This window comes from Uniformispora flossi (genome assembly GCF_049534875.1).
In the GTDB taxonomy this organism is placed as follows: Bacteria; Actinomycetota; Actinomycetes; order Streptomycetales; family Streptomycetaceae; genus Yinghuangia; species Yinghuangia aomiensis.
This window is the reverse complement of record NZ_JBMULZ010000016.1, coordinates 1-14,068: the sequence shown is the minus strand read 5'-3', so window position 1 is coordinate 14,068 and position 14,068 is coordinate 1. Positions and strand designations below refer to the sequence as shown.

The following is a 14,068-nucleotide window of genomic DNA, read 5'->3' as shown; positions in this document are numbered from 1 at the left end:
TCACACCCCCCGAAGCACATGCTTCCCCACGACCCGACGGTCCCCCAACTGTTCCAGCGCATCGGGAAGTTCCTCGAAACGACGAACCGACCCGACCGCCCCGCCCAGCTTTCCCTCCGTCACAAGGCCGCACAACTGCTCGTGGACAAAGTCCAACTCGTGACGCGGAATGCCCCCCGCATACACCCCCACCACCGACGTATTGGCCATCACCAACCGCGCCGTGGGGACCTCCGCCCACGCCCCGCTCGCAAAGCCGACGGCCAGCAACCGGCCACCCCGCGCCAGCGCCCCGGCGGCGTCCTCGGCAGCGGTGCCGCCCACCGGGTCGTAGATCGCGTCGACGCCCCGTCCGCCGGTGAGTTCCCGCAGCGCAGGAGCCAACGGCCCCTCGCGATGGTCGACGACCGCGTCCGCGCCCAGCTCCCGGCAGAACCGCGTCCGCTCGGAGCCGCCGGCCACCGCGATCACGCGCGCCCCGAGTGCCCGCCCGAGCTGCACCGCGGCCATTCCCGTGCCTCCGGCCGCCCCCAGGACGACCAGCCATTCCCCCGGTGCGACCTGCCCGCGGGTCACCAATCCCAGCCACCCGGTGAGATGCGGGATCCAGAATCCGGCGGCGGCCGCGTCGTCGAGACCGGGCGGCCGTGCGAAGGTCGAACCGGCGTACGCCAGACACTCCTCCGCAAACGCCCCGTGCCCGGTCGGAAACGCCGTCACGGCCATGACCTCGGCGCCGACCGCGATATCCACGCCCTCCCCCACCGCCGTCACCACGCCGACGGCTTCCTGCCCGGGGGTGAACGGCACCGCGGGCGTCAGCGGGTACGACCCTCGGCACATCAGCACGTCCGGCAGCCCGATGCCGGCCGCCGCCACCCGCATCCGAATCTGCCCGGGCCCGGGCTCCGGCAGCTCGACCTCGGCCAAGCCCAGCACGTCGCCGGGTTCACCCGGCCCACTCACCCGCCACGCACGCATGCGACCCTCTCCTTCCACCCACGGCCACCACAATCGCCACGGCCTCCGCGACAGCCCGTCCGCCTGGCTGTCCACCGGCTGTCCACCCGGTTCGAGACCACCGGTCGCCGCTACTCCGGCCCGGCGAAATCCCGCGCCATCTCTCCCGGGTACAGCATCCGCGCCACATACCCGAAGTCGCCCGCCGGCGGCGGCAGCGACGATCCGCCGCACACGCCCAGCAACTGCCCCGTGGTCCACGCCGCCTGGTCCGATGCCAGATACACGACCGCCCGCGCGACGTAGGCCGGGTCGCCGAGCGGATCGTCCGCGGCCCCGGACCCGGCCAGCGGCGTCGACGCCCGGATCAGGGCCTGATTCGCGTCACTGGCCGCGGCCGCGGCACCCGCCTCGGTGCGCATCCAGCCCGGCCGCACGCCGTTGACCCGGATCCCGAACCGCCCGAGTTCCGCGGCCGCGCACCGCGTCAGCTCGTCGAGCGCGGCCTTCGACACCGAGTAGGCCACCATGAACGCGACCGGCCGCACGGCCGCGATCGACGAGATCGTGACGATCGACCCGCCCTTGGCCCGCATCGCCCGCGCCGCGCTCTTGATGGTGAGCGCGGTCCCCAGCACGTTGACCCCGATCGGCCCCATCCAGTCGTCGGCAGTCAGGTGCAGCAGCGAACCCGGCCTGGCCACACCCGCATTGGCCACGGCAATGTCCAACGCGCCGTCACGCGAGGCCACGTCGACGGCCGCGGTGATCTGCTCCTCGTCCGTCACATCCGCGGTCGCCGCCCGCAGTTCGCCCCAGCCCGCGGCGACCGACTCGGCGCACGCGTCCGCGAGCATGTCGGCGTCCGGCCCGCAGATCGTCACCACTGCCCCGGCCTCGGCCAAGGCGAACGCAATCGCTTTGCCGATCCCGGTGCCGCCGCCGGTCACCAGCGCGGTACGTCCGTCCAGACGGGGCGTCTGCCCCGCGATGCGACCTGGATCCCCTGCTGCTTCGCTCACCGCGAACCTCCTCGACCGGCCACCGGACCACGGGCAGCGCCGTTCTATCAAGGCGGCCGCGAGCCCGGAACCTCTCGACATCACATCGTGATTACGCTGTAATCCCCGTCCATGGCATGGGATTTCGAGACCGACCCCGAGTTCGCCGCACAGCTCGCCTGGATGCGCGGCTTCGTCGACGACCATCTGATCCCGCTCGAACCCGTCTTCGACGAACTCCCGCCCGACGAGTGGAAGACCGTCAAGAAGCACCTCCAGGACCAGGTCAAGGCGCAGGGCTTGTGGGGCGCGTTCCTCGACCCGAAGCTCGGCGGCCGGGGCTTCGGGCAGCTCAAGCTGGCGCTCATGTCCGAGGTCATCGGGCGCTGCATGATGTCCATGACGATCTTCGGCGTCCAGGCGCCGGACAGCGGCAACATGGAACTGCTGGCCCACGGCGCGACCGAGGCGCAGAAGGAACGCTGGTTGTGGCCCAACCTGCGCGGCGAGATCTCCAGCGCGTTCGCCCTCACCGAGCCGTTCCACGCGGGCGCCGACCCGACGGTGATCGGCACGACGGCGGTGCGCGACGGCGACGACTGGGTGATCAACGGCCACAAGTGGTTCATCACCAACGCCAGCGTCGCCGACTTCGTGCTGGTGTTCGCGGAGACCGACCCGGAGGGGCGTCCGCACCGGCATGCGTCGGTGTTCGTCGTCCCGGCCGGGACGCCCGGTATGGAGATCGTGCGGGACATTCCGACGATGGGGCATCCGGAGCGGTCGTTCGGCCGTCCCGGGAACCACGCGGAGATCGTGTTCCGCGACTGCCGGGTCTCGGGAGATCACCTGATCGGTGGACCCGGGGACGGTTTCGTCCTCGCCCAGCAGCGGCTCGGCGGCGGTCGGATCCACCACGCGATGCGCTGGCTCGGCCAGGCGCAGCGGGCGCTCGACATCATGTGCGAGCGGGCGGTGTCGCGGACGTCGCACGGGCGGACGCTGGGGCAGCACCAGATGGTGCAGGACTACATCGCCGTGTCCCACACGGACATTCAGGCGGCGCGGCTGCTGACGTTCCAGACCGCGTGGCGGATGGACCGGCTGGGTGCGCGGGAGGTGCGTGCCGAGTTGGGCATGGTGAAGGCCCACGTGTCGAAGGTGGTGCTGGCCGTCCTCGACCGGGCGATCCAGGTGTGCGGGGCGCTGGGTTACTCGGCGGATCTGCCGATCGAGTCGTGGTACCGCACGACGCGTTTCGGGTCGATCGGCGACGGTCCGGACGAACTCCACAAGTCGGTGCTGGCCCGCACGCTGCTGGCCCGGCACACGCCGGTCGAGGGGTGGCCGACGGAGCACGTGCCCAGCCGCCGCCCGGCGGCGGAGGCGAAGTGGGCGGAGTTGCGGGCGGCGGCCGGGTTGGCGGCCGGCCGAGCGGCGGCGGGATAGGCGGCCGGCCCAGCGGGGGTGGGGTCGGCGGCCGGCCGAACGGCGGAGGTGATCGGCGGTGGTGATCGGCGATGATGGGCGGCATGACCACCGATCTCGCCACCTTCGCCCACGGCATCTTCGACGCCCAGCCGTTCACCCGTTTCCTGGGTGCGGAGCTGACCGCCGTGGGCCCGGATTCCGCCGAGATCCGGGTGGCCAATCGCCCGGAACTGCACCAGCAGCACGGCTTCGTGCACGGCGGGGTGCTGAGCTATCTCGCCGACAATGCGCTGACGTTCGCGGGCGGGTTGGCGCTCGGCGGGGATGCGTTGACCGCCGAATACAAGATCAACTACGTGAAGCCTGCGGTGGGCGAGACGGTGATCGCCCGGGCCCGCGCCGTCGCCACGACCCGCCGCCAAGCGGTGTGCCAGTGCTCGGTCTTCGTGGTCCGCGACGGGACGGAACACCTTGTCGCGGTGGCCCAGGGCACGATCGTGGCCACGGGGACGAGGCAGGGGGAGGCCTGAGAGCGAAGGGCCGCCCATCGGCTTGGTCAGGGCCGCTCGCTGTGCCAGGCTCCCCTGCCGCCACGGAAGGCGTCGCCGGGGCGCCGGGGCCTGAGGGCCGAACCGGCGGGAGGAAGGGGCGGAGCGGGTGGCGGCCGCGCGCGTGATTCGCGATCGGAGTCCTGAAGGCACCGTCGCCGGCCCCGGCATCGCGTCCTGACCGTCTCCCCCGCCTATCCCGCCTATCCCGCCCAGCCCGCCTACCCCTCCGCGCGTACACGTTCCGCAAGTGGTTCGGCCGCATAAGTGATCCGCGTGACGCCGTCCGCGTGCACGGCGACCGTGGCGCACACGCCGAAGACCTCGCGCAGGATCTCCGGGGTGAGTGCGTCCGGCACCGGTCCGGCCGCGGCGACGCGGCCGTGGTCCAGGACCACGAGCCGGTCGCACGTGCGGGCGGCCAGGTCGAGGTCGTGCAGGACCGCCAGGGTGGTCAGGCCGAGTTCACGGATCAGGGCGAGGAGTTCGAAGCGGGCCCGGATGTCGAGATGGTTGGTCGGTTCGTCGAGGAGCAGCAGGCGGGGTTCCTGAGCGAGGGCGCGGGCGAGCATGACCCGTTGGCGTTCGCCGCCGGAGAGGGAGGTGACCAGCCGGTCGGCGTGGACGTCGGCGCCGGTGCGGCGCAGGGCCGCCTCGACGACGGTGCGGTCGTGGGCGGTGTCGCGGTCGAAGAGGCCGTGGTGCGGTGTCCGTCCGAGCGCGACGGTTTCGGTGACGGTCAGGCCTTCCGGCGGTGCGGTGTCCTGGAGGACGGCGGCTGTGCGGCGCGCCGCGGTGCGGACCGGCAGGGTCCACACGTCGTCGCCGCCGAGCAGCACGGTCCCCGAACTCGGCCGCAGGGCTCGATAGACCGTGCGCAGCAGGGTGGATTTGCCGCTGCCGTTGGGCCCGACCAGGCCGACGACGTCGCCGTCGGCGACCTCGAGGCCGACGGTGTCGAGGACAGGAATGCCGCCGAGGTCGGCGCGGACGGCGGTCAGGGTGAGGTTCATGCGTCCTGTCCCGGTCGGTCGCGGCGGAGCAGCCAGAGCAGCACGGGTGCGCCGACGGCGGCGGTGAACACGCCGAGGGGGATTTCGTTGGGCGTGTCGACGGTGCGCGACATGAGGTCGACGCCGACGAGGTAGATGGCGCCGAGGAGCGCGGACAGCGGCAGGACGCGCCGGTGGTCGGCGCCGAAGGCGAGCCGGACGATGTGCGGGACGAGCAGTCCGACGAACCCGACGCCGCCGGTGACGGCGATGACGACGCCGGTCAGCAGGGCGGATGCGGCGAGCAGCCCGATGCGGAGCCGGTTGACGTCCAGACCGAGGGCGGTGGCTTGTTCCTCGCCGGTGACGAGCGCGTTGAGGCGGCGGCCGAACAGCATGAGGATGCCGGTGACGGCGGCCACGACCACCGAGACGACCCGCAGTTGTTCCCAGCGGGCGCCGGCGACGGAGCCGAGCATCCAGAACATGACCTGCCGCAGTTCGTTCGGGGACGCTTTGAGCTGGAAGTAGCCGGTGGCGGCGGTGAACAGGTAGCCGACGGCGACTCCGGACAGCACCAGGCGCAGCGGCGAGAGCCGCCCGCGGCGCTGTCCGAGGACGAAGACCAGCACGGTGGCCGCGGCGGCCCCCGCGAAGGCGGCCGCCGACACGCCGATGCCGCCCGCGGCGGCTCCCGCGCCGGTCATCACCAGGACCGCGCCGGTGGAGGCGCCCGACGAGATGCCCAGCACGTACGGGTCGGCGAGCGGGTTGCCGACCAGCGCCTGCAGCACGACGCCCGCGACGGCCAGTCCGGCGCCCGCGAGCGCGGCGAGCAGGACGCGGGGGACGCGGAAACGCCACACGATCTGGTCCTGGACGGGGTCGAGTCCGCCGGTCGACCCGGTGAGGTGGCCGGTGACGATCCGCCAACTGTCGCCGAGCGGAATGCGGACCGATCCGACCCCGACCGCCGCCAGCATGACGGCGATGAGCACGGCGGCCAGGACGAGCACACACGGCAGCAGCGGCACACCGTGCAGCGGCGCGGGACGGGGCGGGCGCACGTCCGCCTTCCGCGACACCGTACGCAAGCCGCGGCGCGGCGCCACTTGGGTATCCGAAGTCATCTGTTGTTTCCCGGAGTTCAGAAGGCCTGCGGATGCAGCAGCCGGGCGAGCCGATCCACCCCGGTGGCGTTGTTCGGACCGAGGTAGACCGAGTCGGACAGCACCACGAACGTGTTGTTCCTGGCGGCCTCCCACTGCGGGAACCGGGCGAAGAGTTTGGCGGCGTCGGCGGCCGGGTCCGGGTTCAGGTAGTCGACGATGATCACCGCGTCGACCTGCGCGGCGGCGACCTGCTCCTTGCTGAGGTTCGCGAAGAGTTCCTTCGTCGTGCCGTCGAAGGCGTTGACGCCGCCCGCCTTGCCGATGATGTCGTTCCAGATGCCGTTGGCACCGATCGAACTGAACTCGGCGGAGCCCATGTTCATGCCGGGGATGATGAGCATGACCTTCGGCTTGGACTGCTGCCCGGCCACCTTGGCGGTCACGTCGCCGATCTGCTTCCGCGAGGCGGCGATGAGCTGTTCGGCGCGGTCGCCGACGTCGAAGATGCGGCCGAGGTCGCGCAGCAGGGCGTAGCTGTCCTCGATGGTCTGGGTGCCGTCGATCGAGCCCGGACCGCCGCAGGTCGCGCGGGGAACGTACGTGTTGGCGCCGACCGCGGCGAGGTCGTCGCGCGTCGCGAAGCCGCTGTCGGCCGCGAAGCCGCCGCCGTACGTCGACATGACGAAGTCCGGGCGCTGGGCGAGCATGGCTTCGCGCGGAATGTCCATCATCTCGTTCTTCTTCACCCCGCCGGTCGGCAGCGCGGCGATCGCCTCGGCCCGCCCGGGCTCGTCGGACACGCCGTACGCCTGCGCGTTCGCGACGATCCGGTCACCGAGCCCGAGCGCCAGCATCGACGACACTTCGGCGACGGAACCGCCGCTCATCACCACGACCCGCGACGGAGCCTTGGCGTAGGTGTACGTCTTGCCGCAGTTCTCGATCGTGAGCGGATACGCGGTACGCCCCACCGGTCCCGTATCGGTGTTCGCCGCGGCGGGCTTCGTACCTCCGCTGTCGCTGCCGCACGCCGACACCCCCAGGCAAGCCACCGCGAGTATTGCCGCGGTGAGCATCCGCTTCCGGAACATCCGCACTCCTCGTCGTCGCCGGCGCGCTGGTCCGCGCTCGTGCCCCCTGGTAGTCGGATGCCGGGGCGGCGGAGTTCCCGGCATCCGGCCCCTTTGGTTGGCTGCCGCTCGTTACGGTCGTATCGGGGAGGAGGACGGGGATGTCCGAGGTCGTGGAGGACGACCCGTGGGCGGATTGGCCGGAGCGGTGGGTGGACGGTCCCGGCGACGTTCGTGCCGCCATGAAGGCCGTTCCGCGGAAGGCCATCGACGAGTTGCGCTACGACGCGCTCCCGTGGGCGCGGTTCCCGCACTTCTACGGCCCCGGCGACGAAGTCCCCGGCCTGCTGGCCACTCTGGTCTCCGACCACCCCGACGCCGCCGCGCGTGCGCTGTCGGGGCTGTGGACGCGCTGCATCATCAGGGCAGCACGACCGAAGCAGCGGCTCTGGCGCTGCCGTTTCTGCTCCGGGCGGCGGCGTCGGGGGTGCCGGGTCTGCGCGCGGACGTGCTGACGCTGGTCGCGGTGAGTGCCCGGTGTCAGCACCTTGGCGACTCGACCCGCGACGGACTCCTGCGCGTCGCCGAAGACCGCATGATGATCGGCGCCGTCGGCTGCCCCGTGGACTGGACGCTCCAGGCCGCCCGCACCGTCATCACCGACGACCGGCACCTGCTGCTTCCGCTTCTCGCCGACGCCGACCCGGAAGTCCGCGCCGCGGCTGTGTTCGTCCTGGCGCTCGCGATCGGTGAGACATCCGCGATCGAGTCGGCGCTGCACCGCCGTCTCGGGATGGAGGACGACCCGGCCGCGCAGGCAAGCCTGGTCCTGGCACTCGCCCAACTGGGCCGGGAGCGGCGCGACGAGCGGACGGTCGCGTGGGCGCGGGAGTGGTGGTCGGATCCCGAGCGGCAGCGGCATGTCCGCATCGCCGCGGGGATTGCCTGGCTGTGCCTGGTCGACGAGCCCGCACCCGACGAGCTCCGGGCCTTCCTCACCGATCCGGACACCGCCCGGCACGGGTGTCTATTCCAGTGGGTGCCGTGGTTTCGGCCCGTCGACCCCACCAGCGGATTGCGGCTCTGCGTGCACGACATGCTTGCGCCGCACGCCGCGTGGGATCCGTCGCCGTGGCCCGACTGACCGCGGCGTTCGCACGACGTAGGAGACGCGATGACTTCGACCGGCACACCCGACGGGTTTCTCCCTCGTGAGGACTGGTTGGCGACCTTGCCTCGGCATTACGTCGGGGCGGCGGTGTTGGTGACGGATCCCGCGGGACGGGTGCTGCTGCTCGAAGCGAGCTACCGGGCGGGGTACTTGCTGCCGGGCGGCTGTACGGATCACGGGGAGGATCCGGCCGCGTGTGCGGTGCGGGAGCTGTTCGAGGAGACCGGACTGCGGCTGCCCGTCGGGGCGTTGCTCGATGTCGACTGGCGGCCGGCCGATCCGCGCGAGGACGGGGCGATGGCCGCGCCCGTCCTCCAGTTCGTGTTCGACGGGGGGACGGTGCCCGCGGACACGCCGATTCGGCTGGACGCGGAGTCCTTGTCGTGGCGTTGGGCGACACTCGGCGAAGCGGCGGCCTTGCAGGGCCCGGCCGGGTACGACCGGCTGTGCCGTGCGTATCGGGCGCGGGAGGCAGGGGTGACGGGGTACGGGGTGTCCGCTCGTGGGGCGGCGGATTGACGGCTTGGCTTAACAGCGTCCGAAGACGTGGTTAGGGGTTCCTTGGGGAGCGGGGGAACGGGGTCGGCGGGTCGTAGCGTCGGAGGCACCAGCTCGGTCGCGGCCCGTTCCCCCCGGTCGCGTCGGGACGAATGCCGGGCCGTGTTGCCGACGTTCGCCGGCCCGCAGGTGCGGGCGCGGCGAGGTGACACGTGCCGTTTCCGTCGGAAGGACGCATGGACACGTATCGATGGCCGACCGCGCCGGACGACAGCGGGCGGTCGGACGAGGCGGCCCCTCCCGGTCGCCACCGCCGCCCCACGGCGCGCAGCTCGCGCGGGCGGCATCGGGCCGAGCGCGGGCAACGGATCGGCGTCGCCGGTTCGAGTGGTGTCGACGGGCCGCCGCACCGGCACCGCAAGGAACCGCCGCCGTACCAAGGGAAGGCGGGGCCGCTGGCGGTCGGTGTCGGGCTGGTTGCCGGGCTGGGGCTGGTTGCGGGTCTCGGGGTCGGCGGTCCGGACGGACGGACCACGGGTGACACGGCGCAGGCGAACGCGGCGGCCGGACTCCCGTTCCCGGGTGCGGACGCGGCGGACACGCAGTCCCGGGCGATACCGGTCGGCGGCGGGTCCCGCGTCCCGCAGTCCCGCCCGAATACCCCGAGCGCCCCGAACACCCCGAGCGCCCCGGACACCCGGCTCACCACCAAGCCGGACACCGCGGCACCGAACACCGCGCCCGCGCCGGGCGGTTCGCAGACCCCGGGGCAGCCGGCCGGGCAGCCGTCGACGCAGCCCGCCGACGCGGCGACCGCGGCGCCCTCCACCCCGGAGAAGCCACCCGCGGCTCCCGCCACTCTCCCGGCGGCCGCTCCCCCCGCCACGAAGCCGGCCGCGACTCCCAAGCTCAGCCCCGCCGCCACCCCGAAAACCACCGCGGCGAAGGCTCCGGGCACCACGTCGACCGCCTCGGCTTACGCGCAGCGTGTCGTCGAGTTGGTCAACGTCGAGCGCTCGAAGAACGGGTGCGGCCCGCTGACCGTCAACACGAAGCTCACCGCCGCGGCGCAAGGCCACTCGGACGACATGGCCAAGCGCGGCTACTTCGACCACACCGCGCCGGACGGCTCCGACCCCGGGGACCGTATCGACGCGGCGGGCTATGCGGCGATGTCCTGGGCCGAGAACATCGCCCGCGGCCAGCAGACTCCCGAGGACGTCGTCAAGGCCTGGATGGACAGCCCGGGCCACCGTGCCAACATCCTCCAGTGCCGCTACACGGAGATCGGCGTCGGCGTCACCACGGGCAGCGGCGGGCCGTGGTGGACGCAGAACTTCGGGTCGACAAGCTGAGCCGGAGGGATGAGGTCCGCGTGACCGCAATGGCGGTCGCCCGACTTCACGGGCCCGGCGGCCCGCGCCTTCGACACGTCCGAGAACCGGCGGGGTTCGTCGTCCGGCGCCCATGCGGACGACGAACCACCCGGCCGCCTGGGCGCTATGTGGGGAGTCGTTTCTGCGGGTGGCGGTGGCTCAGGAGCGCGGGGCGAAGGTGTAGGCGACGTGCTCTGCACGGTCCGGCCTTCGTCGAGGCGCACGATCGCGGAGACGAAGGGGGCACCGCCCGGCCCGGCCCGGAGGTCGCCGACGCGGCCCCGACGGCCGTCACCCGCCCCGACGGCCGTCACCGTTCTCGCGCCGCTGCCGAGCCGCCCGCGCAGACACGGCGACGGCTCGGCGGCCGAAGTCCGCGCACGGCTGCGCACGACGCGGATGTCCGCGAGCCGACGTGACGCAGGGCTGGGTCGTGTCCGGTGGATCTTCGGACCCCTCACGGTGTCCGGTGCCGTGCATCCCAAGGCGCAGGCCCGCAGCTCGTACTCGGCCGTACGTGCCAGAGCCTGGAACGCCGCCTTGGGAGAGCCGCCCGGCCCGGATGCGGTGCCGGGGCGCGGCGCCGTGAGGGGTCCGAGGATCCACCGGACACGGCCTGGGGGCGCGGAAAGACGACCGCGAAGGCCGCGGCGGTGCGGGACCAGTACGGGACCAGTGCGGGACCAGGTCGCAGTCCCGTCAGCCGCCCCTCGCGTCCGCAGCCGTCCCCCGTCACCGTTGACGCGCGCCGTCCGGAGGCCGTGCGCTTCCGCTGCTGCTGCTGGGCTCGCCCACCCGACCACCCGCCCGACTCCCAACCGCCCGATCGGCCGCCCGGCCGTTCGGCGTTCCGGCGTCGCCGAGCGGCAGTCGGCCTCCCGGACAACGAGCCGCGCCCCGCACCACCCGCTCAGCCCACACTCGCCCGCACTCACCCCGCCCGCAGCACCCGCCACGGACGGCTGTCCGCCTCCGCCGGCGTCCCGTCGAGGATTGCCGCGGTGCGGGTGGCCGGGGACAGGGTCACCGTGGCCAGACTGGCCCAGCGCTGGCCGGTCGGCTGGGTCGGGTCCGGGAGGCAGGTCACCGGGGGTTCACCGGGGCCGGTCCGCAGCAGGACCGGCAAGTCGGCGGCAGAGGCGGGCGGTTCGGCGGCCGCGAGGCGCGCGGCGACGAAGTCGCGGCGGTCGCCGGAGTCCGGCTGGTAGAGCCAGGTCTTCTCGCCGGCGGCCGGTTCCGGGGTGAGGAAGTGGTTGGTGCGCAGCAGGTAGCCGTTCGCCGGGACGGGGAAGACGCCGACCGGGCTGAGGTCGAGCAGCGCCGCGTCCGCCGTGTCGAAGAGGGCGAAGGAGCCGGAGGAAGCCACCGGAGCCGTCCGGACGATGTCGACCGCTTCGGCGACGCTGCCCGCTTCGCCGAGGACGATCGCGGCGAGGACGTGCATGGGGATGCCGCCGATGCCGTCGCGTTCGTGGCCGAGGATGTTGAAGTGGAGGGCGAGTCCGGCGTCGTTGATGCCGATCTTGCCGAGGATGCCGTCCTCGGTGAGGCCGACGAAGGTGCGGGGGCCGCCGTGCGATTCGAGGGTGTGCCAGTGGGCGGCGAGTTCGACGTGCCAGTCCCACGTCTGGACGCCGAAGGGCCCGTCTCCGCCGGTGCGCACGATGGTGGTGCATTCGCCGGGGGCGATCGTGGTGCTGCCCGCGAGGATTTCGGTGCGGGCGTTGAGCGCGGCGATCTGCCACACGTCGAGGCCCGCGCCGGCCGCGATGCCTTCGATTTCCGCGCGGGCGGCGGGGCGGAACGCGCCGACGGCGTCGAGGGCGCGTTCCGCGTCGGTGCGGATGCGGTCGGGGGTGAGGCCGCCGAGGGTGAAGAAGCGTTCGTAGACGGCGAACGCGGCGGGGATCGCGTCGCGGAGTCGGGCGCCGCGGGCGCGGCCGCGGGCGTGCGGGTCGGCGGCGTCGACGCGGACGTGGGTGCGTTCGGCGGGGCGCCGGCCGGCGAGGAACGCGGCATGGTCGGCGGCGATACCCGCGGCGGCACCGTCGGGGAGGGTGGTCACGGGCGGGCGTCCTTCCGGGAGTGTGCGGTCAGCCGGATCTCGCCGCCGACGACGGTGGCGAGGACGGCGTTGCCGGGCTGCGCGTCGGGCGCCAGGTCGAGGGGGTTGGCGGCGAACACGGTGAGGTCGGCGAGGTAGCCGGGGGCGACGCGGCCGAGGGTGTCGGCGGCGCCGGCGGCGTGGGCCGCGGCGGCGGTCATGCCGGCGTAGGCCTCACGGGCGGTGAGGGCTTGTCCCGGTTGGACGGGCTTGGTGTCGGGTTCTTCGACGGGGCGCCGGAGCTGGCAGTCGGCGAGGCCGACGCGGGGGTCGCCCGGGCCGATGGGCCAGTCGGAGCCGAGGACGACGGTGGCACCGTGGTCGAGGAGGTCGCGGGTGCGCCAGCCGTGCGCGACGCGTTCGGGGCCGATGCGGCGGGACCAGTTGTCGGTGCCGTCGGCGCGTGTGTGGCGGGTGCCGTGCACGGGCTGGAGGCTGGCGACGACGTCGAGTTCGGCGAAGCGGGGCAGGAGGTCGTCGGGGATCGACTCGATGTGCTCGATGCGGTGCGGGGCGGCGGCGACGGGGCCGATCTCGGCGATGACGTCGAGCGCGTGCCGGACGGCTTGGTCGCCGATGGCGTGGGTGGCGGTCGGGATGCCGCGTTCGGTGAAGAACCGCATGGCGGCACGGTACGCGTCGATGTCGCGCCACAGCGGTTCGCGGTTCTCGCCGTGGATGTCGGGGTGGTCGAACCAGGCGGTGCCGTTGTCGGCGGTGCCGTCGAGCATGAACTTGGCGCCTTCGACGTGCCAGCGGCGGCCGCCGCGGCCTTGCAGGTCGGCGACTTCCTGCCACACGTCGGGGCCGGAGTCGGCGGGCACCAGCGGAGAGCAGCGGATCCGCAGCGGCAGGTCGCCGTGTTCTTCGAGGTGCCGGTAGACGTCTTCGGACGGGTCTCCGAAGTCGAGGGCGTGCAGTCCGGTGAGGCCGCTGTCGGCGAGGATGTCGAGCTGGTCGCGGACGTACCCGGCGGCGGTCGGCACGGGTATCTCCGGGTAGTGCGGGAACACCAGGTCCATGGCCTGGAGTTCGACGACGTAGCCGGTGGGTCGGCCGTCCACGCCGACCTCGATCGACGACGCGTCGGTGAAGGTCTCCGCGCCGGTGAGGCCGAGCTGGTCGACGACGGCGGGGCTGACGACGAGGGCGTGCGCGTCGCGGGTCATGAGGGAGATGGGGCGGCCCGGGAAGCGCGCGCCGAAGGCGTCCCCGGTCGGGTCGCCGTCGAAGACGTTCACGTCCAGGTCGTACCCGGTGATCCAGGCCCCGTCGGGCAGTCCGGCGGCGGCCTCGGCCAGGCGGTCGAGGACCTGGCCGAGGGTCGCGGCGCGGGACAGGTCGACGCCGCTGCCGATCGAGATGGACCCCCACACCGGGTGCGCGTGCACGTCGACGAGGCCCGGCAGGACGGTGGCGCCGGGGAATTCGTGGACGGCGGTGTCCGGGCCGCGCAGCGCCGCGACGGAGTCGCGGGTGCCGACGGCGACGATCCGCCCGTCGGCGATCGCGACGGCGTCGGCGGCCGGGCCGGGGACGGTGTCCGCAGGGTGTTCGACGTGGTGGGCGAGCACGATGGCGTCGGCGTACACGGGGGTTCCTTCGGTTCAGCGCGGTACAGGTTCAGCGCGGTACAGGTCGGCGCGGTACCGGTCGGCGGGGTGCCTGCGGAGACGGCGGCGGGGGGGGGGGGGGGGCGCCCCCCCCCCCCCCCCCCCCCCCCGGGGGGGGGGGGGGGGGGGGGGGGCGCCCCCCACAAACCCCCCCCCGCGCGCCAACCCCCCCGGCGGGGGGGATAGAAGAAG

13 protein-coding genes are annotated in these 14,068 nt (G+C 73.2%); 6 read left to right on the top strand and 7 right to left on the bottom strand.

Annotated features, from left to right (window positions below; genetic code table 11):
* Window positions 1-981 (bottom strand): NADPH:quinone oxidoreductase family protein, encoded by a 981-nt coding sequence (locus tag ACPA54_RS28635; RefSeq protein ID WP_423534271.1) that lies wholly within the window; start codon window positions 979-981, stop codon window positions 1-3.
* Between the two features lie 110 nt (window positions 982-1,091).
* Window positions 1,092-1,982: an SDR family NAD(P)-dependent oxidoreductase gene (locus ACPA54_RS28630; protein ID WP_423534270.1), complete on the bottom strand. Its 891-nt coding sequence runs from the start codon at window positions 1,980-1,982 to the stop codon at window positions 1,092-1,094.
* Between the two features lie 111 nt (window positions 1,983-2,093).
* Here ACPA54_RS28630 and ACPA54_RS28625 point away from each other — a divergent pair, with 111 nt between their 5' ends.
* Complete coding sequence (locus tag ACPA54_RS28625) at window positions 2,094-3,410, top strand: acyl-CoA dehydrogenase family protein (RefSeq protein WP_423534269.1); 1,317 nt, start codon at window positions 2,094-2,096, stop codon at window positions 3,408-3,410.
* Window positions 3,411-3,493: 83 nt separating this feature from the next.
* Entirely contained in the window at window positions 3,494-3,922 is a 429-nt protein-coding gene (locus tag ACPA54_RS28620) for a PaaI family thioesterase (protein WP_423534268.1), read from the top strand.
* Window positions 3,923-4,161: 239 nt separating this feature from the next.
* Here the strand turns inward: ACPA54_RS28620 and ACPA54_RS28615 are convergent, their stop codons facing one another.
* From ACPA54_RS28615 to ACPA54_RS28605, 3 genes are read right to left on the bottom strand one after another with little or no spacing between them, the layout of a single operon-like run.
* A complete protein-coding gene (locus ACPA54_RS28615; protein ID WP_423534267.1) occupies window positions 4,162-4,953 on the bottom strand; it encodes an ABC transporter ATP-binding protein in 792 nt (263 codons plus the stop codon).
* Window positions 4,950-6,062: a FecCD family ABC transporter permease gene (locus ACPA54_RS28610; RefSeq protein ID WP_479729412.1), complete on the bottom strand. Its 1,113-nt coding sequence runs from the start codon at window positions 6,060-6,062 to the stop codon at window positions 4,950-4,952. Before ACPA54_RS28610 ends, ACPA54_RS28615 begins: the two co-directional genes overlap by 4 nt.
* A gap of 17 nt (window positions 6,063-6,079) precedes the next feature.
* Window positions 6,080-7,135, bottom strand: coding sequence for an ABC transporter substrate-binding protein (locus tag ACPA54_RS28605; protein WP_423534266.1), 1,056 nt, complete (start codon window positions 7,133-7,135; stop codon window positions 6,080-6,082).
* Window positions 7,136-7,275: 140 nt separating this feature from the next.
* Between ACPA54_RS28605 and ACPA54_RS28600 the strand changes: the two genes are divergently transcribed.
* From ACPA54_RS28600 to ACPA54_RS28585, 4 genes are all read left to right on the top strand, one after another.
* Window positions 7,276-7,629: a hypothetical protein gene (locus tag ACPA54_RS28600; protein WP_423534265.1), complete on the top strand. Its 354-nt coding sequence runs from the start codon at window positions 7,276-7,278 to the stop codon at window positions 7,627-7,629.
* An 11-nt stretch (window positions 7,630-7,640) separates the two neighbouring features.
* Window positions 7,641-8,258, top strand: coding sequence for a HEAT repeat domain-containing protein (locus ACPA54_RS28595; RefSeq protein WP_423534264.1), 618 nt, complete (start codon window positions 7,641-7,643; stop codon window positions 8,256-8,258).
* Between the two features lie 30 nt (window positions 8,259-8,288).
* The gene (locus tag ACPA54_RS28590) at window positions 8,289-8,804 is read left to right on the top strand and encodes an NUDIX domain-containing protein (protein WP_423534263.1); all 516 of its coding nucleotides are present in this window, start codon (window positions 8,289-8,291) and stop codon (window positions 8,802-8,804) included.
* A 215-nt stretch (window positions 8,805-9,019) separates the two neighbouring features.
* Window positions 9,020-10,138 (top strand): CAP domain-containing protein, encoded by a 1,119-nt coding sequence (locus tag ACPA54_RS28585; protein WP_423534262.1) that lies wholly within the window; start codon window positions 9,020-9,022, stop codon window positions 10,136-10,138.
* Between the two features lie 952 nt (window positions 10,139-11,090).
* Here ACPA54_RS28585 and ACPA54_RS28580 read toward each other — a convergent pair.
* Both ACPA54_RS28580 and ACPA54_RS28575 read right to left on the bottom strand, forming a co-directional pair.
* Window positions 11,091-12,224 carry a C45 family autoproteolytic acyltransferase/hydrolase gene (locus tag ACPA54_RS28580; RefSeq protein WP_423534261.1) on the bottom strand — a complete coding sequence of 378 codons (1,134 nt, stop codon included), beginning with the start codon at window positions 12,222-12,224 and terminating at the stop codon, window positions 11,091-11,093.
* Window positions 12,221-13,855, bottom strand: coding sequence for an amidohydrolase (locus ACPA54_RS28575; protein WP_423534260.1), 1,635 nt, complete (start codon window positions 13,853-13,855; stop codon window positions 12,221-12,223). The genes ACPA54_RS28580 and ACPA54_RS28575 overlap by 4 nt, the downstream gene beginning before the upstream one ends.
* Between the last annotated feature and the right edge of the window lie 213 nt (window positions 13,856-14,068).